The following is a 21,428-nucleotide window of genomic DNA, read 5'->3' on the forward strand; positions in this document are numbered from 1 at the left end:
CTTGATTCCCATGGATATCGTCTTCATCGAAGACCTGCGCATCGACGCCGTCATCGGCATCTACGACTGGGAGCGCCGTGTGCGCCAGACGCTGTCGCTCGACATCGAGATGGCGTTCGACAACACCGTGCCAGCCGCCACCGACGACATCGCGCTTACGCTCAACTACAAGGATGTCTCCAAGCGCCTGATGGAATACGTGGGCAACTCCAGCTTCGGTCTGGTGGAGACGCTGGCCGAGCGCTGCGCGGCGATCATTCGCGAGGAGTTTGGCGTGTCGTGGGTGCGCCTGAAGTTGTCCAAGCCTGGCGCGGTGCGTGGCGCCAAGGCCGTGGGCGTGCGCATCGAACGCGGCGCGCGTCCTGAGTAAGGCCATGGCGCGCGTCTATTTGAGCTTGGGTTCCAACCTAGAGCCGGTGCGGCATCTGCGCGCTGCCCTGGATGCGTTGCGCGAGCGCTTTGGCACGCTCAGCGTATCGCCGGCCTATCGCAGCAAATCGGTCGGGTTCGATGGCGCCGATTTTGTGAACCTGGCGGTGGGGCTGGATACCGAGCTGTCGCCCGAAGATCTCAACGCCTGGCTGCATGCGCTGGAGGATCAACACGGGCGCCGACGCGACGTACCGCGCTTTTCCGATCGCACGCTGGATATCGACATCGTGCTGTACGACGACCTGGTTCGCCAGGGCGCGGGTCACCTGGACATTCCGCGCAAAGAGCTGCGTCATGCCTTTGTGCTCAAGCCGATGGCCGATATCGCGCCGCAACTGGCGCATCCGGTGAGCGGTCAGACCATGGCGACGTTGTGGGCAGCGTTTCCCGCTGAAAGCGAGCCGTTGGTGGTGGAGCCGCTGTGATGTGAAAGACCGCCACCAGCCGGCACTGTCGGGGCGCGGTGGCGAGTGTTAGAAGTTCCCGGTCATCTACAAGGAGGTCATTTATGGCAGGTCGATTTTCGCGCAGCTGGAGCCTGATGAAGGCCAGCGCTGCCGTCTTGCGTTCGGATAAGTCATTGCTGATGTTTCCGCTGGCATCGGGCATCTGCTGCCTGTTGGTGGCGGCGAGTTTTCTCATTCCCGTCGGCTACACCCTCGCGGTTACCGCCGAGGCGGGCGTGGAGCACCAGCGCGGCTTCTCGGCCGGCGGTTATGTGGCGATGTTCCTGTTCTACCTGGTGCAGTACTTCGTCATCATTTTCTTCAACACCGCGTTGGCCGGTGCGGCCTTGATGCGTCTGCGTGGTCAGCCCACCAGTTTTGCCGAGGGTTTTGCGATTGCGCGCGAACGCGTGGTGAGCATCTTCGGTTATGCGCTGATCTCGGCCACCGTGGGCATGCTGCTGCGTGCCTTGCAGGAACGCCTGGGTTTCATCGGCCGCCTGGTGATTGGCCTGTTCGGCGTGGCGTGGACGGTGGCGACCTTTCTGGTTGTGCCGGTGCTGGCCAGTCAGGACGTGGGGCCCACCGATGCGATCAAGCGTAGCGTGGAGCTGCTCAAGCGCACCTGGGGCGAAAACATCATCGGCAACGCCGGTATCGGCGTGGTGTTTGGCCTGTTGATGGTGCTGGCGATGCTGGTATCGGCGGGCCTGATCGTGGGTGCTTTCGCCTTGCAGTCCATCGCCGCCATCATCATCGCCTTCGCGGTGGTGGCGATCGGCCTCACCATGCTCGGATTGATCCAGGCCTCGCTGCAGGGAATCTACGCGGCGGCGCTGTACCAGTACGCCGAAGAAGGCCGGGTGGGTTATGGCTTCGATCAGGCGCTGCTGGAACAGGCGTTCAAGCCCAAGAAGTAAGACCTCGGCGGTGCGCGCTGTCGCTTATACCGACAGCGTGCGCCCGCCATCGATGCGGATGATCTGCCCCGTGACGAACGGGGCGTCGCGCAGCAGCCACAGCACCGCGCCAGCCACATCCTCGGGACTGCCCGCACGCTGCAACGGCGTGCGCGCCAGCATGGCTTGCTGGTCGTCGTAGGGCTTGCCATCGCTGGGCCACATCACCGCGCCGGGAGCAATGCCGTTCACGCGTACCTGCGGGCCCAGATCCAGCGCGAGCGAGCGCGTCATGGCGGCCAGTGCGGCCTTGGCCATGCAATACAGCGGGTGCTGGGCGAGCGGACGCTCGGCGTAGATATCAACCAGATTGACGATGGCGCCCCCTGCCTCGCGCAGCGCGGGCGTGGCCGCCTGACTGAGAAAGAACGGGGCTTGCGCATTGGATGCGAACAACTCGTTCCATTGCGCCACGGTCGCAGTGCCGACCGGCGTGGGATAGAACGCCGAGGCGTTGTTGACCAGCGCATCGAGCCGGCCGAAACGGGCCAGCACGCGTTCCATCATGCCGTGCAAGCCGTCGATGTCCGCCAGTTCGGCTTGCACCGTGTAGGTGCTGTTGGCGCGCATGCGTTCCAGCGAGGCGGCCAGCAGTTCGGTTTCCGTTGCCGAATGGCGGTAATGCAGGGCCAGGTCGTAACCCGCGGCGTGGAGCGTGCGGGCGATGACGGCGCCGACGCGTTTGCCGGCACCGGTGATGAGGGCGACCGGACGCTCGTGGCGTGGACTCATGCGTGGGCTCCTGCGTGACGCGTCGGGGCTGCGAGCTTGCCGCAAAGCAGCCCTGCCGTCATCCGGCGCGGCTGGTTTCCACTTCGGTGCTGGCCGAGGTATCGCCGTGGTCGGTCGCAAAGGGCGCACTGAACATGGCGATGGCGGTGCGTGCGACCTGTCCCGTGTCGTAGTAGGCATAAGCCCCCACACCCATGGCGCCCACCACCGGCAGCCAGCGCGAGAGGCCATTACCGACCGCGCGCTGGGTTACCTTGATCCCCACCGTTTTGGCGACGCGCTCGGCCACGGCGTAGCTGACTCGGCGAAACAGCAGACGATCGCCCACGCGTACCACCAGGTCGCGGAACGCCTGAGCCGCGGTGTGCCGGAACAGGCACCACAGCATCTGCTCACGCCCCAGTTCCGAGTGCTGACCGTAGGCGGCGGCGATGTCGCTCACCATTTGCGCCTGGATCTTCCAGATGGCGATCAGCTCGGGCAGTACCGTAAGCCATCCCAGCGGGCCGGGCGGCAACGCCAGTGAGCCGGCCGTGAGCCCGGCGCGCTGGGCGGCGCGCGTCGCCAGGCGCTGGGCCTCCCGTTCCGGATGGCGGCTGCCTTCGACGTTGCTGTCGGGAATCTGGCTGACGAAGTCCAGGATCGCCTGGGTGACCCGGCTATGGTCGGTGATCACCGCCGGAAGCTGCGAGGAAGATTTGCGCATACGACGTTGCTCGCGTGGCCACTGGGGCCGAGGGGTGGCCCAGTGTAGGACCCCGCCATGAAAGCGGGCTGACCCCGTCTTCGCGGTGGGGTGACGGTAGGGATACATGACTTTTGGGGCAGGTGAAGTCCTGGCCGGAATGGATATGTTATAACGTATCGAAAATAACTAGCTCGCTGCCCCTTCCGGAACCCCGATGAAACCTTCTTTGCTTGCTTTGAGTCTTGCTGTTGCCCTGGGCGTCACGTCGGCGGCCTATGCGCAGAACACGCCCGATGCCGGTAACGCCGTAACCGCCACGCCGCCCGGCGGCGATGCCAGCGGCGCCGGCAGCAACAAGCCGGCCAAGGTCCAGCAGCTGAGTGCGGTCGACGTGTCCGCTGCGCTCGACCAGTCGCGCAACGCATTGTCGCCCGATACCGGCAGCAGCCAGTACGTGATCGACCAGAAGGCGATCCAGCAGCTGCCGCTGGGTGACTCCACGCCGCTCAACCAGGTGCTGTTGCAGGCACCGGGCGTGGTGCAGGATTCCTACGGCGGCCTGCATGTACGCGGCGACCATGCCAACCTGCAGTACCGCATCAATGGCGTGATCATCCCCGAGTCGATTTCCGGCTTCGGCCAGACGCTGGATGCGCGCACCATTCAGAGCGTGAAGCTGCTCGACGGCGCGCTGCCGGCGCAATATGGCCTGCGCACGGCGGCCGTGGTGGATATCGACACCAAGAGCGGTCACTCGCTGGGCAATGGCGGCAGCGTGGGCATAACGGGTGGTTCGCTCGGCACGCTCAACCCCAATGCATCATTGTGGGGCAGTAGCGATCGCTGGAGCTGGTTCGTTACGGCGAACTATCTGGAAAACGACGTGGGCATCGAAAACCCCACCTCCAGCCGTAAGCCGATCCATGACCACACCAATCAGGTGAAGGGCTTTGGCGATATCTCGTACTTGATCGACGAGAACACGCGCATCAGCTTCATGTTCGGCATGACCAACAACCGCTTCCAGATTCCGAACAACCCCGACCAGACGCCGCAATTCGGCTACCTGGACACGGTGAACTTCAATTCCGCCGACCTCAATGAACGCCAGAGCGAACAGACCCGTTTCGGCGTGCTCTCGCTGCAGGGTAAATGGGGCAAGACCGACTACCAGGTGTCGTTGGGTCAGCGTTACAGCCACGTAGGCTTTACGCCGGACGACATCGGCGACCTCATGTTCAATGGCGTGGCTTCCACCATTGGCCGCACCAATCGCGCCAACACGCTGCAGGCGGATTTCTCCACCCCGCTGGGTGACAACCACACGCTGCGCTACGGTCTGTATGGCGAGTTCGAGCGCGGCAACATCAGCAACAATTCGCTGGTGTTCCCGGCCAACCCGGACGGGTCGCAGGCCAGCACCACGCCGATCAACATCTATGACGCCACGCGCCTGCTGGCGCGCACGTGGTCGGTTTATGTGCAGGACGAGTGGAGCATCGGCGACAAGTGGACGGTGAACTACGGCCTGCGCGGCGACCGCTACGAGCTGTTCCGCACCGAGAGCCAGTTGAGTCCGCGCCTGGGCGTGGTCTACCAGGCAACTGACACCACCACGGTGCACGCAGGCTATTCGCGCTACTTCACGCCGCCGGCCACCGAAGTGATCGATGACAGCAACATCGCGCGCTTCAATGGCACCACCAACCAGCTGCCGAGCGGCGGCAATAACCTGCCGTTGTCCGAGCGCTCGGACTATTACGACATGGGCATCCAGCAGAAGGTGGGTTCCAACCTCACCCTTGGCCTGGATGCGTATTACCGCGAGGTGCGTCGTCTGCAGGATGAAGGCCAGTTCGGCGCGGCGCTGATCTACTCCAACTTCAACTACGAGTACGGTCGCATCCGTGGCCTGGAGTTCACCGCCAACTACAGCAATGGCCCGGTGTCGGCGTACTTCAATGCCTCCTTCAACCGCGCCATGGGCAAGCAGGTCGCCACCGGCCAGTACAACTTTGCCCCGGACGAGCTGGCCTACATCTACAGCAACTGGATTCACCTCGATCACGACCAGAAGCTGACCTCCTCGGGTGGTGTGACCTATGCGTTCACAGGGACCACCCGTGCAGGCGCCGACTTCATCTTCGGCAGCGGTCTGCGCAAGGAGGCTCCGGGCGTACCCAACGGCGCTTCGTTGCCCTACTACTTCCAGCTCAACCTCAACGTGGCGCACGACTTCAACATCGGCAGCTTCGGCACGCTGAAGACGCAACTGGCGCTGATCAATGCGCTGGACCGTACCTACGAACTGCGCGACGGCACCGGCGTGGGCGTGGGCGCCCCGCAGTACGGGCCGCGTCGCGGCGTATTCCTGAGCGTGCAGAAGGACTTCGACTTCTAAGGTTAGCTGGGCCGGTGCCCCGCCATAGCCACCTCCTCCCTCACGAGGCTATGGCGGGGCATGCGTTATCCTTGGCGCGTTTTATTTTCAGGTGACGCGCATGTCCTCCCAACTTCCCGAGCCCAGCGCCGACGAGCGCGAGCATTCCGATCGACTGTCGACGCGCCTGCGCGAAGAAATTGCCGCGCACGGGCCCATGCCCTTTTCGCAGTTCATGGAGCGTTGCCTGTATATGCCGGGTCTGGGCTATTACAGCGCGGGCAAGACCAAGTTCGGTGAGGCAGGCGATTTCATCACCGCGCCTGAGTTGGGGGAGTTGTTCGCCGGCTGCGTTGTCAGTGCCGTGCATCCGGTGCTCGACATGCTCGGCGAGGATGCTGACTTCCTCGAACTCGGCGGAGGCAGCGGCGCTTTTGCCGAGGCCGCGCTCAAGGCGTTTGCCGCCGCCGGCAGTTTGCCGCGGCACTACTTCATCCTCGAACCCAGTGCGGATCTGCGCGAACGCCAGCGCGAACGGTTGGAGGCGGCGTTGCCCGCCGATGTGTTCACTCGTGTGTTGTGGCTCAACCGTCCGCCGGAGCAGGAATGGCGCGGCGTGCTGTTCGCCAACGAGGTGATCGACGCGTTGCCCACCACGCGCTTTGCCATGAAAACCGGCGAAGTCTATGAGGAATACGTGGCCCTCGACGGCGAGGGCCGCCTGATGCGCGTGGACCGCCCCGCCGATGCCCTGGTTTCCGGCGCGGTGCGGCATGTCGAGCGCGACATGGAGCTGGAATTCGTCGACGGCTATCGCTCGGAGATCCTGCCGCAGCTGCCGTACTGGATCCAGGCCATCGCCGGCACGCTGAGCGCGGGCCTGATGCTGTTCATCGACTACGGCTATGTACGCCGCGAACTCTACTTGCCCGAACGTAACGATGGCACGCTGCGCGCGTACTACCGTCATCGCGCTCACGCCGACCCGCTTTACCTGCCGGGTCTCAATGACCTTACTGCCTCGGTGGATTTCACCGCGCTGGCGGAGGCCGGCAATAGCGCCGGCTTCAGCGTGGCCGGGTATCTGCCGCAGGCACAGTTCCTGATCGGCAGCGGCCTGCAGCAAGTATTCGAAGCCGCATACACCGCGGCGCCAGACGAAGCCGCACGCTACCGCTTGGCGCAGGAAGTGAAGAAGCTCACCATGCCCGATCAGATGGGCGAGCGCTTCCAGGCCATGCTGTTTGCACGCAACATGGACGTTGTACCGCTACCGGCGGAGCTGCTGGAAGCCGATCAGGGCGATCGGCTGTAACGCTGTTCTTGCTTGGCAGTGATGGGGCGGCGGTTTGCGCTTGCCGCCCCGTGGCATCGTGCGTGTCGAATGGACACGCACTCCGCTCGCCGTCATTGCACCGGCGTGCTGTCTTCCTTGCGACGCCCCAGCAGGCCGTGCTTGAACAGGTACGCGGCGACCTGGTAGTAGGCGGTGGCGTCGTCGACCTGGCTTTCGTCCACCGGTGTATTGGGCACGGCGTCGCCGGTTTCGAAATCCGGGCGCACTTGCTCCAGCTTGCGCTGCGGTTCCAGCACCGTCAGCACCGGCCCGTGCAGGTAGCCCAGTTTTTCGTAGGTGGCGGGGAAGGCGCGCTCGCGACCTGCCTCCAGCTGAAAGATGTCCGCGCCGAAGAAGCGGCTGCGGTAGCTGAAGTTCAGCAAGCCCAGCACCGTCGGCATGATGTCGATCTGCGACACCTGCCGCGTCACGCGTTGCGGGGCGATGTGCTTGGGTGCGTAAATCCACAGCGGAATGTGATAACGGTTGATCGGCACGCTGGTGCGGCCCGCGCTGGAGGCGCAGTGATCGGCCGTGATTACGAAGATGGTGTCGTCGAAGTACGCCTTGGCGCGCGCGCGCTTGATGAAGTCGGCAATGGACCAATCGGTATAGGCGACCGCGGCCTCGCGGGTTCCATTTTTCTGCGGCACGCGGTTGGCCGGCACCGTGAACGGGCGGTGGTTGGAGGTCGTCATGATGTGCAGGAAGAACGGCTTGCCCTGCGCATTGGCCTCGTCCATCTGCTTGAGCGCCAGCGTGTAGAGATCTTCGTCCGCCACGCCCCACACGTTCTCGTGATGGATGGTCTCGCCCTTGGCGATATCGTTGCGATCCACCGCGCGATAGCCGTTGTGCGAGAAGAAGTAGTTCATGTTGTCGAAGTAGCCGTAACCGCCGTAGACGAAGTCCGACTGGTAACCGCGGTCGTTGAATACATCGGCTACCGAGAACAGGTTCTCGTTGTTGTGCGCCTTGACGATGGAGTCGCCCGGCGTCGGCGGTACCGACAGCGACAGCGCCTCCAGGCCGCGCACCGTGCGGGTGCCGTTGGCATAGAGGTTGTCAAAGAACATGCTCTGGCCGATCAGCGCGTCCATGTTGGGCGTGATGTCGCGCTTGTCGCCAAACTCCTTGAGGAAGTCGGCCGAGAAACTCTCGATGCTGATAAGCACCACGTTGAGGTGCTTCTCCGGGCCGGCGTGGCGGATCTCGCGGGTCAGGTCGCGCGGATCGTCGCTGATGAAGGTCGCGTCCGGTGTCTTGATGCGCTCGCGCACACGCTTGAACGCTTCATCGTCGGGAAGGCTGCGATAGAAGCGCGAGTAATCGAGATGGCTGCTGCGGAATGCGGCGAAGAATTCGTACACGCCATTACCGGCCAGCTCGTTCACATAGGCGTTGTCGCTGTGGTCCTTATAGGTGCCCTTGATGCCGACGGCCGTGACCACGGTGATGAGCAGCCACACCAGGGCTACCTTGCCGCGCTGCCAGAAGCGCGTGCCGTTGTCGCTGGCGCGCAGGCCGCGGCGGCTCAGCCACACAATGACCAGTGTCGCCAGCGCGAGCAGGCTGATCCAGGTGCCCAGGGGATACGACTCGCGGATATTGCCGATCACCTCGGTGGTGTAGACCAGATAGTCCACCGCGATGAAGTTGAAGCGCGTGCCGAACTCGCCCCAGAACACCAATTCCGAAGCGGCGACGAACATCAGGCCGAACAGCAGCACCGCGCCGCCGGCATACAGCAGCCATTGGCCCAGGCGCGACAGATAGATCGTGCGCGGCACCAGCCACAGGTACAGCACCAGCGGCCACGCGAGGTAGACGAAGGCAAGCAGGTCGTACGCCATGCCCACGCCGAAGGCATATGCCCAATACAGCGGATTCATAGGAACGCCGCTGCCGGACATGAACAGCAGGGCGATGCGGGTAACGCCGCCAATCAGCAGATAGCTGATGGCCAGCCACCAAAGCGGACGGAAGCGCTGGCGCAGCGGAGAACTCGGGCTAGGCTCGATCGACACAAAAGACTCCGGAAAGCGGATGACGCGCCATCACCTCAAACGCGTGATGGCTGACCCGTCTTTATACACGGCTGGGATGGACCGGGCGCAAACCGCGCCGGCGTGACAGGGCATTCTAGCCGGCCATTCGCCGACACGGAGGATCGGCGCGCCCCAGGTTTCAGGTGAAGGACTGTCGCACTGCAGCGATGGCTGCTACCCGTGCGGCGGCCAGTGCCTCGCCGATGGCGGGGCCTTGCAGGCCTTGGGCCACGTAAGGCTCGGCATGGACGGCCGCCGCCGCTTGCTGCGCTTGCAGCAGATAGGCGGCCTGGGGATAGTCGTCATCTGCGTGGCCCAGGCGACCGCGTTTGTCTGCTTCGCAGGCGGCAAGGAACACCTGCAAACGCTCGGGGCGACGCAGGGCATCCAGTGACGACAGCAAGCGCAGCACGGTGGCGGGTTTGAGTTCGAAGGCGCGGTGTGCGTTGAGGTGCTCGCGGCACACCTGCTCGGCCAGCGCCGCAAATTCCGTGGGTACTTTCAGGCGTGCGGCCAGGGTGCGCAGTGGCGCCACGCCGGCGTGCTCGTGGCCGACATGGCGAGGCAGCACATCGGACGGGGTCAACGCCTTGCCGAGGTCATGGGTGAGCGCGCAGAAACCCACCAGGTCATTGCCTGGGGCCAGGCGCGCGGCCATGTCCAGCACCATTTCCACATGCACGCCGGTGTCGACTTCGGGATGGAACTCCGCGCGCTGCGGCACGCCGTACAGCGCGTCGATCTCGGGGAACAGCACCGCCAGCGCGGCCGATTCACGCAGCACGCGCAAAAATGCGGATGGCTGCGCCTCGCCCAGCGCCTTGCGGGTTTCTTGCCATACGCGCTCGGGCACCAGGTGATCCACTTCGCCAGCGCGCACCATCTGCTGCATCAACGTCATGGTTTCCGGCGCCACACGAAAACCCAGTGGGGCGAAGCGCGCGGCGAAGCGGGCCACGCGCAGAAGTCGCACGGGATCTTCCACAAAGGCGGGCGATACATGGCGGAGCAAGCGTTGGTCGAGATCGCGTGCGCCATCGAATGGATCGACCAGGCTGCCGTCGTCCGCTTCCGCCATCGCATTGATGGTGAGGTCGCGTCGCGCCAGATCCTGCTCCAGGGTCACGGAAGGATCGGCGTGAAAGGCGAAGCCGTGATAGCCATGTCCGGTTTTGCGCTCTGTACGCGCCAGCGCGTATTCCTCCGCGGTATCCGGATGCAGAAATACCGGGAAATCCTTGCCTACCGGGCGATAGCCTTGGGCGAGCAGGTCTTCGGGGCGCGCACCGACCACGACGTGATCGTGGTCGGTGACCGCGCGGCCGAGCAGTTTGTCGCGGACGGCACCGCCGACGAGATAGATACGCATGTGGCGATTCTGCCACGAAGGGCGGCGCGTCCCGTTTATCGATAGACCATGGCGCGCGCCGCAGCCAGTCGTCGTTGCCGCGACGGCGTGCCCAGCAGCAGCGGCAGCCATGCGGTGAGCGGCTGCGGCGTGATGCCCAGCGCGGCATAGCCGTCCTGCTTGCCCACGGAGTCGGTGCGTAGCGTACGGAAGTTGTCCAGCGAGAACGGTTTGCCGGGTAGCCATTGGGCTACCTGGGCCTGCAGGCGTCCAAGGCCATCGGGTAGCGGCAGGATGGGTGTGCGCAGGCCCAGCGTATCGCGGATCGCGTGCACGATCTGGCCGAGCGTCAGCACCTCCGGCCCGTAGAGTTCGAGGCTGCGATCCATGCCCAGTTTGTCATCGCCCACGCAGCGAGCGATGGCCTCGGCGACGTCGCCGGCCCACGTAGGGGCCAGGCGCGAGGAGGCGCGCGCCAGCGGCAACACGGGCAGTTGGCGCAGCAGTTGAGCGAAGCGGCTCACCAGGCCATCGCCCACGCCGAACATCACGCTGGGCTGGTAGATGGTCCAGTCCAGCGAGGAGTTGCGCACATGGGCTTCGGCTTCGCCTTTGCTCTTGAGGTACTGCGACAAGCCCTGGCCGGCCTTGAGTGCGCTCATGTGGTGCAGGCGCGTTACCTGTGCCGCCTGGCACGCGCCGATGACGCGCTGCGCGAGTTCCACATGGGCGCGTTGAAAGCTGTGCCGCCCCTGCGGATTGAGGATGCCCACGAGGTTGATGACCGCATCGGCGCCTTCGAACTGGCGGCGCAGTGCATTGCCGTCATACACGTCCACGCTGCGGGTGCGCACGGTAGGCAGCACGCTCAGCGCGCGCTGCAACTCGCGGTTGCGTGACAGCAGCAGGATGCGATGGCCGTCGGCGGCGAGTCGCGGAATCAGGTGCGCGCCCACGAAGCCGCTGCCGCCCAATACCACCAATTGTTGTGCCTTGCGAATCACCGGGAGCTCCGTTTCAACGTGGACCGTTCGAGGTCGATGCCGGCGGAGCCATGCTGCTGGCTGGGGCGGCGGTGGGTGCTTCCGTTGGCGCCGGAGCGGTGGCGGTGCAAGTGACCAGCTTACGCTGACTGTTGCCGTCGGGCAGGCGATAAGTCTGCCCGATCGGCGTGAACCGTTCGGACATGGTCACCGCATTGCCGTGCTGGCGCCAGTCGTAGATCACGGCAAAGGACATCACGCGCGCCACGTACTCGCGCGTTTCCTTGTACGGGATGGTGGCGACGAACAGATCCGGCGGCAGCGTGCCGCGTGCCTCCAGCCACTGGTCCACTTTGCCCGGCCCAGCATTGTAGGCCGCGCTCGCCAGCCAGGGCGCACCGTTGAAGCGACCGGCCATCTGCGCGAGATAGCGCGTGCCCAGCACGATATTGGTGACCGGGTCGTACAGCGTGTCGCCGCCGCCCCAGGCGATGCCATTGCGCTTGGCGACCAGCACGGCAGTGGAGGGCAGGAGCTGCATCAGGCCGCGCGCGTCGGCACCGGAGCGTGCATCGCTCATCCACGCGCTTTCGGCGCGCAGGATGGCGTAAGCCCAGGAAGGATCAATGCCGGCCTGCTCGGCCTGCGTCACCAGGCCATCCTGGGTGACCAGCGGGAAGCGGTGCTCGTAGTAGCGCAACCCATCGCCACTGTTCAAGGTGAACACGGCGCGGTCGTACCAGCCGCGGCGATAGGCCAGGTCCACCGCTTGGCGCAGCGTATCCATATCGGCGCCGTCCAGGGCCGCGCTCCACTCGCGTCGTGCCAGCTTGGGCAGATCCACCGCGAACAGCTCAAACGCGCGCTGCAGGCCGCGATTGGCCAGCAGCGCCTGTTGGCGCTGCGCATCGGTGGTGAGTTGCAGCGGACAGATGCCGTAGGGCGCGTTGAGCTTGTCGGCAGCCAGGAAGCCGAAGAAGGTCGACTCCTGCGCCAACGGCGCGAGCACGTGCTGGGCGTCGCTGTCGCGGCCCAGGGCGGTGAGCGCGCGCGCACGGAACCAGCGCCACTCACCGTCCTGCTGTTGGGTGGGCGGCATGGCGTCGATGGCGGCGAGCACGGCTTTCCAATCCTGCAGTGCCAGTGCGGCGCGCACGCGCCATTCGCGGCTCACGTCGGTTTGTGCCGAGGCGGGCAGGGCGACCAGTCGCGCGATCGCGCTGTCGTCGTAGTCGGTGGCGTGGAACAGGGCCAGCGCGTACAGCACGCGATTGCGCTGCTCCGGGGTGAAGCTGAAGCGGCCCTGCAGTTTCTGCCAGGCAATATCGGCGGTGACCGACTGGCGGCGCGCCAGGCGTTCCAGCGCCAGCATCGCCGCCTGGCGGTCGCGTGGCGTATCGGGCCACTGCGCAGCGGTAGTGGTGGCGGTGCCTGGGTCGCGCAGCGCCGTGGCGATATGCTGGGCCGAGCTAGCCTGGTCAGCCGGCAGCCACGCGGCCAGCGCGGCCACGGTGCCGGGCTGGTTGGCATCCGCGGCGGTGTCGATGCGGTCCCACAGGCGTTGTGGCGTGAGCAGGCCCTGGTCGTGCGCGGCGCTCAGCACGGGATCGCAGGCATTGGGCAGTTTGGGCTTGGCCCATAGCGCGGCAAGATCGCGGTTGAAGTCCAGCGTGGCGCCGCGTGCCATTTGCGCCTGCAACGCATTGCAACTCAGCGCGTCGCCCAGCCCGGGCTGGTACATCCCCAGGAAATTGTCCCAATCCTGGCGGCGGGCCAGTTCGGTGAGAAAGTCGCGGCGCAGGTCGTTGGCGGGGATCAGCCCGGCATTGCGCTTGAGGTAATCCTCCACACGGGCGCGGTCGATCTGGCGGATGTCCTGGGTGAGCGCGGCGGCTTCCAGGTAGGGATACAACGGATAGTCCTGCAGCCCGCTGGCAAGGCTGCGCCAGCCATCGCCACCTTGCTGGGCGGCGGCATAGGCCTGTTTGAAGGCGCTGCGCTGCGCCTGGCTGGGTTCGGCAGCGCTGGCGGCTCCGGCCAGGCAGAGGCCGGCCATTACGATGAGCAAGCGTCGGGCGAAGCGCCGCGGTGCGTGCAGGGACATGACTACTCCTTATCTCGTTCCCGCCGCAGTGTACTTCGCGGACTCCGCGGGGACGGCGGCGCGCTGCATGGGGCCGACCAGCATGGCCAACGACCGCTGAGCGTGGCGTGAAACGGCATGAGCGGGGCGGCCTGATAGAATCCACGCTCCCGACGCGCCGGGTGTGGCGCATCCCAGGAAGCGCATGTCGCCATCGTTCTCGCCATCGTCCCGCGTTGCCCCGCTCGCGTGGTTCATTCTTGTGGTTGCCGCGCTGTCCGGCGCTTACTGGTGGTGGCAAATCGGCCGGCCGGTGTCCTTGCCCGATACGCCCACGGCGCATATCGCCTGCGTTTCTTACGCACCGTTCCGCAAGCCTGGCGAGACACCGCTCAACCCGCGTGCCTACGTCAGCCCCGAGCGCATCGACGCCGACCTGCGCGCGCTGTCCGAGCGCTTCGATTGCGTGCGTACCTATTCGCAGGGCTTTGGCCTGAGCGCGGTGCCGGAGATCGCCCAGCGCTACGGCATGAAGGTGCTGATGGGTGTGTGGATCGGCCGCGACCCGGTGGCCAACGAGCACGAGCTGCAGATGGGTATCGCTACCGCCAGGGCGCATCCGGAAGTACTGCGCGGCGTGATCGTGGGCAACGAGGTGCTGTTGCGTGGCGAGCAGTCGCCCAAGGCCCTGGCCGCTTACGTCAACGAAATGCGCGAGGCCATTCGCGACACGCATGTGCCGGTGACCTATGCCGATGTGTGGGAGTTCTGGCTGCGCTATCCGCAGATGCTGGATGCGGTGGACTACATCACCATCCATATCCTGCCGTATTGGGAGGACGCGCCGGTGGAGCCCAAGGACGCGTTGCAGCACGTGGCCCAGGTGTATGCGCGGGTGAAGGCGGCTTACCCCGGCCGGGCCGTGATGATTGGCGAAACCGGCTGGCCCAGCCACGGTAAGCAGCGCCGTGGTGCGGCGGCCAGCCTGGTCAACGAGGCGCGCTACCTGCGCGATTTCCTCCGTTACGCCGGCAACGTGGACATGCCCTACAACGTGATCGAAGCCTTCGATCAGCCGTGGAAGCGCGAGCAGGAAGGCACGGTGGGTGGCTACTGGGGCATCTTCGACGTGAACGCGCGACCCAAGTTCTCCATGCAGGGACCGGTGGTGGAGGAGTCGCGCTGGCTCGATGGCTGGTGGGCGGGTGCCGCGGGCGCACTGCTGTTCGTGCTGGCCTCGCTCTGGCGTGCCGAGTGGCGCGGTGTTCGTGGCCGCATGGCGCTGGCCCTGGCGGGCCTGGCCAGCGGCACCGCCTTGGCCTGGCAGTTCCGTCAGATGTGGTACGCCTGCCGCGACCAAGGGGAATGGCTGATCTCCGGCGCCCTGTGCCTGGTGGCCCTGGGCACCGCGTTGGCGCTGGCTCGCTGGGTCGCGGCTCGTCTGGCAGGCGCGCCCATCACCCGTGGACCGGATCGCCAGCTGCGCTTCGCGTGGTTGTTCGGCCTGACCTTCTACGGCTTGCTGTTGGTGTTCGATGGCCGTTACCGCGATTTCCCGCTGGGCCTGTTCTGGTTGCCTGCGCTGGGCTATCTATTGGCCGCTCTGCTGGACAGCCGTCACGCCGAGATGCCGGCCGTGGAAGAACGCTTCATGGCCTGTGTCATGCCGCTGCTGGGCGCCATCGTGGTGGCGCAGGACGTAGGCGAGAGCCCGCCCGCCTGGCTATGGCTGGCGGTGAACCTGACCTTGAGCACCGCGGTATTCATCCCCTGGCGTCGCGCCGGCCGATTGCAGTCGCACCAGGCGCAGGCAGCCCACCAATAACGCCAGCGCGCCCGGCACAAAGCAATACAGCACCACGGCGATCAGCCCGGTGCTGGCGGCCAGCCAGGCCAGCGGCAGTTTCTTCCAGGCAATGGCCGCGGCGGTGGCGGCCAGCGCGACCCAGCCGAACACGCCGATGGCCCAGCCGAAGATGTTGCCGGTGATAAAACCGAGCACGGTCAGGTGCCGCAGCTCGCAAGGCAGCGCATGCGCGGTCTCGCATAGCCGCGCCACCTCGGCCGATTCCACCAGGCGATAGCGCAGCAGGCAGGCTAAGGCGCCAAGAGCGAGCATCAACAACCAGGGCAGGACGAGAGTGAGCGTGCGCTTCATCGGCGGAGTCGGTGGGGGCGGGGGGCAAGATGCCCAGGCAGCCGGATTTCGGCGGCCAGTGGCAGGTGATCGGAGAAGGCTTGAGGCAGCGCCCACACTTTGTCGAGCTGGATCGATTCGGACGTAAGGATGTGATCCAGCGCCCGGCGTGGTTTCCAGCTGGGAAAGGTGGGCGTGGTGTGCGGCGGCGGCACCAGGCTGCATCGGGCGAACAGGTGGCGCATTTCGTTGCTGCGCACCTCGGTGTTGAGGTCGCCCATCAATACCGCGTGGGGGTAGTCCTGCAGCACTTCGGCGATAAAGCCCAGCTGCTTGGCACGCGCGGGAGCGCTCAGGGAGAGGTGGGCGATCATCACCGCCAGCGCGTCGTTACCTTCGCCAAAGCGGGCCAGCAGGGCACCGCGGCCGGGAATGCGGCTGGGTAGCGGGTAATCCAGCACGCTCTTGGGCTCCAGGCGGCTGATCAGCCCATTGGCCGAATGGGCCAGTCGCGCCATGGCCCGGTTGGGCTGGTGGCTCCAGAACGGCATGCCCGCCGCTTCGGCCAGATAGCGGGTCTGATTGAGGAAGCCCGAGCGCAGGCTGCCGGCATCGGCCTCCTGCAGGCCGATCACGTCGAACTGTGGCAGCACTTCGGCCAGCCGATCCAGGTTATCCAGCTTGCTGCGGCCCGGCAGCATGGCATTGAGGCTGCGCGTGAGGTATTCGCTGTAACGCTGCACGCTGGCGCCGGCCAGGATGTTGCAGCTGAGCAGGCGCAGGCGGCGCTCAGGGGCGGCGGGAGGCGGGGCGGGGGCGCGATTCATCGGGCGGGCAGGTTAGTCGCAATAGGGTGGCCGCCGCCATCACGGCGGCGGCCGGCCCGTAAGCATGCCCAGGCGGGTGTGAACGCGGGGGAAGTTCCTGCGCGTTCCCCAGGGCGGATTACTTGCCGCCAGCCAGCTCGCGCTTGGCCAGCCACTGGGTCAGGGCGGACAGCTGCTCCAGCGTCTTCACGTTGGCGCTGCGGTACTTGCCGTCGACGATGATGGTCGGCGTGCCGTCCACCTGCCACTGCTTGACCAGCGCCATGTCGTGGCGGATCTGCGCGGTGACCTCCTCGGAGCTGGCGATGCGCATAAAGTCATCGCGCTTCACGCCGCGGCTGGCGTAGAAGTCGGCCAGTTCATCCAGGGTGGAGATGGGGTAGTGGTCGTCGAACTTGGCCTTGAACAGCGCCAGGTGGGTCTGTTCCAGCACGCCCAGCTTCTGGGCCGCGTAAAACGCACGGGCGTAAGGCACCCAATCGTCACTGAAAGCCGCCGGCAACAGCTTGAGCGTTACGCCGGGCGGCAGCTGCTTGCGCAACTGGTCGGCGAGGGGGGCGAAGTGCGCGCAATGGATGCAGCCGTAGGAAAACACCTCGACCACCTCCACTTTGCCTTCCTTGCCGAGGCGCTGGGCGGGGCCGGGGATGGTGACGTACTCGGTGCCTTCGGTGTAAGGCGCCGGCTGGTCACCCGAGCCGGCGGCGGTGCACGCGCTGGCCAGCACCAGGCTGGCGAGAAGCGCGATCACGCGCACGGTGGCAAAACGCTTGAACATGGACAGCTACTCTTGGAGGGCGATGAGGTGGGTATGGAGGAAGCGGGCTCAGTTGCCGGCCGCTTCCTTGGACACCAGCCACTTCGTAAGTTCCACCGCCTGCTCATTGCCGCCGGCCGAGCGCGGGGTGAGACGGTACTTGCCATCTACCACGATGGTCGGGGTTTCTTCCACGCCGTAGGCCTTGAGCAGGTCGTCCGAGCGCTTGACCTTGGTATTGATGGCGAAGGAGTTGGCGACGGCCAGGAACTCCTGCGGATTGGCGCCGAACTTGGCATAGACCTTGGACGCGTCTTCCAGCGTGGGAAGCGCCGAGACGGGCTTGAGGCCGGCGCCCTTCATGGCGGTCAGTTCCTGGGTCTTCCAAACGGCGTCGTACATCGCGTCATTGGCCTGGTCAGCCACGCCCAGCGCTTGCGCGGTGAGAAAGGCGCGCTGCAACATCGGCCAGTTTTCCTGGGGCATGAACGATGCCGGCAGGTAGGCCACCACGGCATTGGCGGGCAGCTCCTGCGCCAGCTTGTTCATGGTCGGGTGAAACTGGTTGCAGGCCGGGCAGCCATAGGAGAACACCTCGACCACTTCGATCTTGTCGGTATTGCTGACCTTGGACTGCGCAGGCTCCAGGCGCACGTAGTGCTTGCCTTCCACCCACTTGCCATTGTCCACGAAAGGCGTGGCCGGTGCGGCGGGTGCCGGGGTCGGGGCGGCGGCCTGTTGGCTGCTGCTGGCGGGGGCAGGCGTGGCGGGAGCCGTGCTGGCGGCTGCGGCCGGGGCGCTGGCCGTGGAGGCTGCCGAGGGTTGCGCGGCCGGGGCGGCGGTGGACGCCGGGGTGGGTTGCGGCGCCGTGTTGGCGCTATCGTTGTTATTGCTGCAGGCCGCTAGCACCAGCAGGGACGCACATAGGAACGACAGACGTTTAAGCATGGAAAACCTCGACGGGAGCGGCATGAAGCCGACACGTCGGCCGGGGCCGGCGTGTCGTGAAGCGATTATTTGGCGGCGGAAGCGCCCGAGGCGCCACCGGTGGCGTGCAGGCCTTCAACGTAGCTGGCGATGGCGGCGATATCCTTCTCGTCCAGCTTCTTGGCAATGCCCGGCATGATCTGCGCGTGGGCATCGTCGCCCCAGGTCGTGCCATCATGCCAAGCCTTGAGGGTGGCTTCGATGTATTGCGCGTGCTGACTGGTCAGCTGCGGATACATGGCGCCCGGATTGCCGCGGCCATCGATGCTGTGGCATGCCATGCAGGCCGGTACGCCCTTGGTGGTATCGCCCTGGCGATAGAGCTGCTCGCCGCGCTCGACCAGTGCCTGGTCAGCCACGCCCGGCAGTGAGGCCTTGGACGCGAAGTAGGCGCCTATATCGTGCATGTCCTGCTCGGACAATGCGGTGGCCATGCCCAGCATGATCGGGTTCTGGCGCTTGCCGGACTTGAAATCGGCGAGCTGGCGGACGATGTACGACTCGTGCTGGCCGGCAAGCTTGGGGTATTGCGGGTCGCTGGAGTTGCCATCCATGCCGTGGCAGGCACCGCAGGCAGCGGCCTTGCCGGCGCCGGCCGTGGCGTCGCCCGGCTTGATGGCGGCTTGCGCCGCAGGAGCGGGCGCATGTTCAGCGGGAGCGGCCGCCGGCTGGGCGGTAGTGGACGCGGAGGCGGGAGTCTTGGCCTCCTGGGCGAGCAGCACGCTGGAAGACAGCGCAAAAACGAGGACTACGGCATAACGAACTACAGCGGGCCGGAAACCGGCGGGCCGAAAACTCATACACTTGTCTCCCGAAGTACTGCGATGGCTGCACGGCTCGCGCTGGCTTGCGCGTCCGCCAATGGCAGAAACTCCCCGATTATCTCCGTGCCACCTTAGCCGGTCAAACCATGTCCAATCCTTTGCAGGGCGCCCAGTTCATACTGGCTGCCCACCGAATTTCCCAACTTCCTTCCGATAGTGGCGCCGAGGTGGCCTTTGCGGGCCGATCCAACGCGGGCAAATCCAGTGCGCTCAATACGCTCACCGGCCATCGCGGCCTGGCGCGCACGTCCAAGACACCCGGGCGCACGCAGCAGATGGTCGCGTTTTCCCTGCCGCCGCTGATCCAGGGCGAGGGAGAGGCGCCGCTCACCGCGCGCCTGATCGACCTGCCCGGGTACGGCTACGCCAAGGTGCCCGAGGAGCTGCGCGAGCACTGGAAGCAGGAGATCGACGCCTACCTCAAGCATCGACAGAGCCTGCGCGGTATCGTGCTGATTGCCGACATCCGCCATCCGCTCAAGGACTTCGACCGGATGATGCTGGAGTTCTGTTTCGCCACGCACCTGCCGTGCCACGTGTTGTTGACCAAGGCCGACAAGCTGTCGCGCAGTCAGGCATCGCAGGCGCTGGCGGCCTTGCGCAAGGAGATGGCGGCCAGCGGCACGCAGGCCACCGCGCAGATGTTTTCCTCGCATACGCCCACCGGTGTGGACGAGGCGCGCGCCACGGTGATGACCCTGCTCAACACGCCGCGCGAGTAAGTCGCACGGCGGCGAGCGTTCATGGCGTCGCTCAGCGGTGCTCGATGGCGTCCATGAATACCTTGCACAGCGCTTCCATGCCGGCCTGGTCGTCCGCATCGAAACGCGCGACGGACGGGCTGTCGACATCCCACACGCCAAACAGGCGCCCATCGGCGTGCACCAGCGGCACCACGATCTCCGATTGTGAGGCCGCGTCGCAGGCAATATGGCCGTCGAATTCATGCACGTCGCGCACCCGTTGGGTCTGGCGTGACTGCGCCGCCGTGCCGCACACGCCACGGCCCAGCGCGATGCGAATGCAGGCAGGCTTGCCCTGGAACGGACCCACCACCAGCTCGTTGCCATCGTAGAGATAGAAGCCGCACCAGTTGAGGTCGGGCAGGCCGTGGTAGATCAGCGCGGAGAAATTGGCGGCGTTGGCGATCAGGTCGCGCTCGCCTTCCATCAGTCCGCGCGCTTGCTGGCACAGGTCCTCGTAGTGCTCGCGCTTGCTGGCATAGGCTTGCGTGGTCACTTCAAACATGGGCATTCGCCTCGACTGGAAAGAAAGACCGCTATTATGCGCCCGCACCGGAAGGCGGGCAGCCGCCCGGTTCCACACCGCCATGGGCCGCCACCAGGGGAAGCGCATATGTCCACGTTCTTTATTGCCGGGACCGATACCGGCGTGGGCAAGACCCACGCGACCTGCACGTTGTTGCATGCCCTGCAGGCGCGCGAGCTCAGTGCGTGTGGTATGAAACCCGTCGCCAGCGGTTGCGTGGAAACCGCCGAAGGGCTGCGCAACGAGGATGGGCTGGCCCTGCAGGCGGCCAGCAGCGAGCTGATGCCCTACGAGTGGATCAACCCGATGGCACTGCGCGAGCCGCTGTCGCCGCACCTGGCGGCGGCTCACGATGGCGTGGAAGTGCGCCTGGCACCCTTGTTCGAGAGTTTCGAGCGGTTGCGCGACATGCACGACATGGTGCTGGTGGAGGGTGTGGGTGGCTGGCTGGTACCGCTGTCGCGTGGCCTGCTCGCCTCGGACATCGCCCGCCAGTGGCAATTGCCGGTGATCCTGGTGGTGGGCCTGCGCCTGGGCTGCATCAACCATGCTTTGCTCAGCGCGCGCGCCATTGCCACCGATGGCTGTCGCCTGGTCGGCTGGATCGGCAACCTGATCGATCCCCAGATGGCCGCGGTGGAGGAGAACCTCGACACCTTGCGCCAATTGCTGCCCGCGCCCTGTCTCGGCGTGCTGCCTTACGGCGAAACGCCGCGGGCGGCGGCACCGCGCCTGGACGTATCCGCCATCTTGGAGTGATCTTCACGCGGGCCGTGCTTGCATGCACGGGTTCTTGCGGAGATACCCCATGTCGATACGCAGTCACTATTACCTTTCCATCGACGACCTCGCCAAGGCGCGCGGCCCGCTAGCCGAGCTCAGCTTCGACGGCGCCGGCCCGGAGGATCTTGCGGCCGCCGTGCAGGAGGCCATGCGCACGCGCGAGCTGTTCGAGCGCTGGCGCGCCATGCAGGACGAGCCCGATGAAGTGGACGCCGCGCTGGCGGTGACCGATCCATCCGCCACGGCCAGCGCCCGGGTGCGCGACCTGCACATCGAAATGGACCTGATCACCGACCTTCCAATGAGCATCGTGCGCCATCGCCTGAACCTGCTGATCGGGTCCAGCTGGCAGCTGCGCGACATGCGCAAAGCCTGAGTCGCACGGTCAAGCACGACTTCCTGCCCTTGG

The 21,428-nt window shown here is 65.6% G+C and carries 21 protein-coding genes; 9 read left to right on the forward strand and 12 right to left on the reverse strand.

All coding sequences use genetic code 11. The features are described 5' to 3' along the window. Window positions 1-10: 10 nt before the first annotated feature. From folB to JHD67_RS12880, 3 genes are all read left to right on the forward strand, one after another. The gene (folB, locus tag JHD67_RS12870) at window positions 11-370 is read left to right on the forward strand and encodes a dihydroneopterin aldolase (RefSeq protein WP_199099587.1); all 360 of its coding nucleotides are present in this window, start codon (window positions 11-13) and stop codon (window positions 368-370) included. A 4-nt stretch (window positions 371-374) separates the two neighbouring features. Then, window positions 375-857, forward strand: a complete 483-nt coding sequence (gene folK, locus JHD67_RS12875) for a 2-amino-4-hydroxy-6-hydroxymethyldihydropteridine diphosphokinase (protein ID WP_199099588.1) — start codon at window positions 375-377, stop codon at window positions 855-857. An 83-nt stretch (window positions 858-940) separates the two neighbouring features. Beyond that, window positions 941-1,798, forward strand: coding sequence for a DUF6159 family protein (locus JHD67_RS12880; RefSeq protein WP_199099589.1), 858 nt, complete (start codon window positions 941-943; stop codon window positions 1,796-1,798). Between the two features lie 24 nt (window positions 1,799-1,822). Here JHD67_RS12880 and JHD67_RS12885 read toward each other — a convergent pair whose 3' ends face one another. Next, window positions 1,823-2,569: a pteridine reductase gene (locus tag JHD67_RS12885; protein ID WP_199099590.1), complete on the reverse strand. Its 747-nt coding sequence runs from the start codon at window positions 2,567-2,569 to the stop codon at window positions 1,823-1,825. Window positions 2,570-2,627: 58 nt separating this feature from the next. Next, window positions 2,628-3,275 (reverse strand): hypothetical protein, encoded by a 648-nt coding sequence (locus tag JHD67_RS12890; protein WP_199099591.1) that lies wholly within the window; start codon window positions 3,273-3,275, stop codon window positions 2,628-2,630. Between the two features lie 196 nt (window positions 3,276-3,471). Here JHD67_RS12890 and JHD67_RS12895 point away from each other — a divergent pair, with 196 nt between their 5' ends. After that, window positions 3,472-5,658, forward strand: coding sequence for a TonB-dependent receptor (locus JHD67_RS12895; protein WP_199099592.1), 2,187 nt, complete (start codon window positions 3,472-3,474; stop codon window positions 5,656-5,658). A 100-nt stretch (window positions 5,659-5,758) separates the two neighbouring features. Then, window positions 5,759-6,952, forward strand: a complete 1,194-nt coding sequence (locus JHD67_RS12900; protein WP_199099593.1) for an SAM-dependent methyltransferase — start codon at window positions 5,759-5,761, stop codon at window positions 6,950-6,952. 92 nt (window positions 6,953-7,044) lie between these two features. Here the strand turns inward: JHD67_RS12900 and JHD67_RS12905 are convergent, their stop codons facing one another. The 4 genes from JHD67_RS12905 to JHD67_RS12920 all read right to left on the reverse strand — a co-directional run bounded on the left by JHD67_RS12905 (window position 7,045) and on the right by JHD67_RS12920 (window position 13,456). Then, window positions 7,045-9,000: an LTA synthase family protein gene (locus JHD67_RS12905; protein WP_199099594.1), complete on the reverse strand. Its 1,956-nt coding sequence runs from the start codon at window positions 8,998-9,000 to the stop codon at window positions 7,045-7,047. Between the two features lie 160 nt (window positions 9,001-9,160). Beyond that, window positions 9,161-10,390 carry a multifunctional CCA addition/repair protein gene (locus JHD67_RS12910; RefSeq protein WP_199099595.1) on the reverse strand — a complete coding sequence of 410 codons (1,230 nt, stop codon included), beginning with the start codon at window positions 10,388-10,390 and terminating at the stop codon, window positions 9,161-9,163. A gap of 35 nt (window positions 10,391-10,425) precedes the next feature. Next, complete coding sequence (locus JHD67_RS12915; RefSeq protein ID WP_199099596.1) at window positions 10,426-11,373, reverse strand: complex I NDUFA9 subunit family protein; 948 nt, start codon at window positions 11,371-11,373, stop codon at window positions 10,426-10,428. Window positions 11,374-11,386: 13 nt separating this feature from the next. After that, window positions 11,387-13,456: a transglycosylase SLT domain-containing protein gene (locus JHD67_RS12920; protein ID WP_199099597.1), complete on the reverse strand. Its 2,070-nt coding sequence runs from the start codon at window positions 13,454-13,456 to the stop codon at window positions 11,387-11,389. Between the two features lie 184 nt (window positions 13,457-13,640). On the opposite strand from JHD67_RS12920, the gene JHD67_RS12925 reads away from it, so the two are divergent. Then, window positions 13,641-15,260 carry a glycoside hydrolase family 17 gene (locus JHD67_RS12925; protein ID WP_199099598.1) on the forward strand — a complete coding sequence of 540 codons (1,620 nt, stop codon included), beginning with the start codon at window positions 13,641-13,643 and terminating at the stop codon, window positions 15,258-15,260. Here JHD67_RS12925 and JHD67_RS12930 read toward each other — a convergent pair. From JHD67_RS12930 to JHD67_RS12950, 5 genes are all read right to left on the reverse strand, one after another. Continuing rightward, complete coding sequence (locus JHD67_RS12930) at window positions 15,159-15,593, reverse strand: hypothetical protein (protein WP_199099599.1); 435 nt, start codon at window positions 15,591-15,593, stop codon at window positions 15,159-15,161. The two genes, JHD67_RS12925 and JHD67_RS12930, sit on opposite strands and share 102 nt — an antisense overlap. Beyond that, window positions 15,590-16,399: an endonuclease/exonuclease/phosphatase family protein gene (locus JHD67_RS12935; protein ID WP_199099600.1), complete on the reverse strand. Its 810-nt coding sequence runs from the start codon at window positions 16,397-16,399 to the stop codon at window positions 15,590-15,592. Before JHD67_RS12935 ends, JHD67_RS12930 begins: the two co-directional genes overlap by 4 nt. 118 nt (window positions 16,400-16,517) lie before the next feature. Further along, entirely contained in the window at window positions 16,518-17,177 is a 660-nt protein-coding gene (locus JHD67_RS12940; RefSeq protein ID WP_199099601.1) for a thiol:disulfide interchange protein DsbA/DsbL, read from the reverse strand. 48 nt (window positions 17,178-17,225) lie between these two features. Further along, window positions 17,226-18,104, reverse strand: coding sequence for a thiol:disulfide interchange protein DsbA/DsbL (locus JHD67_RS12945; protein WP_199099602.1), 879 nt, complete (start codon window positions 18,102-18,104; stop codon window positions 17,226-17,228). Between the two features lie 65 nt (window positions 18,105-18,169). Next, the gene (locus tag JHD67_RS12950; protein ID WP_199099603.1) at window positions 18,170-18,943 is read right to left on the reverse strand and encodes a c-type cytochrome; all 774 of its coding nucleotides are present in this window, start codon (window positions 18,941-18,943) and stop codon (window positions 18,170-18,172) included. 110 nt (window positions 18,944-19,053) lie between these two features. Between JHD67_RS12950 and yihA the strand changes: the two genes are divergently transcribed. After that, complete coding sequence (gene yihA / locus JHD67_RS12955; RefSeq protein WP_199099604.1) at window positions 19,054-19,689, forward strand: ribosome biogenesis GTP-binding protein YihA/YsxC; 636 nt, start codon at window positions 19,054-19,056, stop codon at window positions 19,687-19,689. A 31-nt stretch (window positions 19,690-19,720) separates the two neighbouring features. Here yihA and JHD67_RS12960 read toward each other — a convergent pair whose 3' ends face one another. Continuing rightward, complete coding sequence (locus JHD67_RS12960) at window positions 19,721-20,215, reverse strand: GAF domain-containing protein (protein ID WP_199099605.1); 495 nt, start codon at window positions 20,213-20,215, stop codon at window positions 19,721-19,723. A 108-nt stretch (window positions 20,216-20,323) separates the two neighbouring features. On the opposite strand from JHD67_RS12960, the gene bioD reads away from it, so the two are divergent. Further along, window positions 20,324-20,995: a dethiobiotin synthase gene (gene bioD, locus JHD67_RS12965; RefSeq protein WP_199099606.1), complete on the forward strand. Its 672-nt coding sequence runs from the start codon at window positions 20,324-20,326 to the stop codon at window positions 20,993-20,995. A 49-nt stretch (window positions 20,996-21,044) separates the two neighbouring features. Further along, a complete protein-coding gene (locus tag JHD67_RS12970; protein WP_199099607.1) occupies window positions 21,045-21,395 on the forward strand; it encodes a hypothetical protein in 351 nt (116 codons plus the stop codon). Window positions 21,396-21,428: the final 33 nt, after the last annotated feature.

The organism is Dyella sp. ASV21, assembly GCF_016428975.1.
In the GTDB taxonomy this organism is placed as follows: Bacteria; Pseudomonadota; Gammaproteobacteria; order Xanthomonadales; family Rhodanobacteraceae; genus Dyella.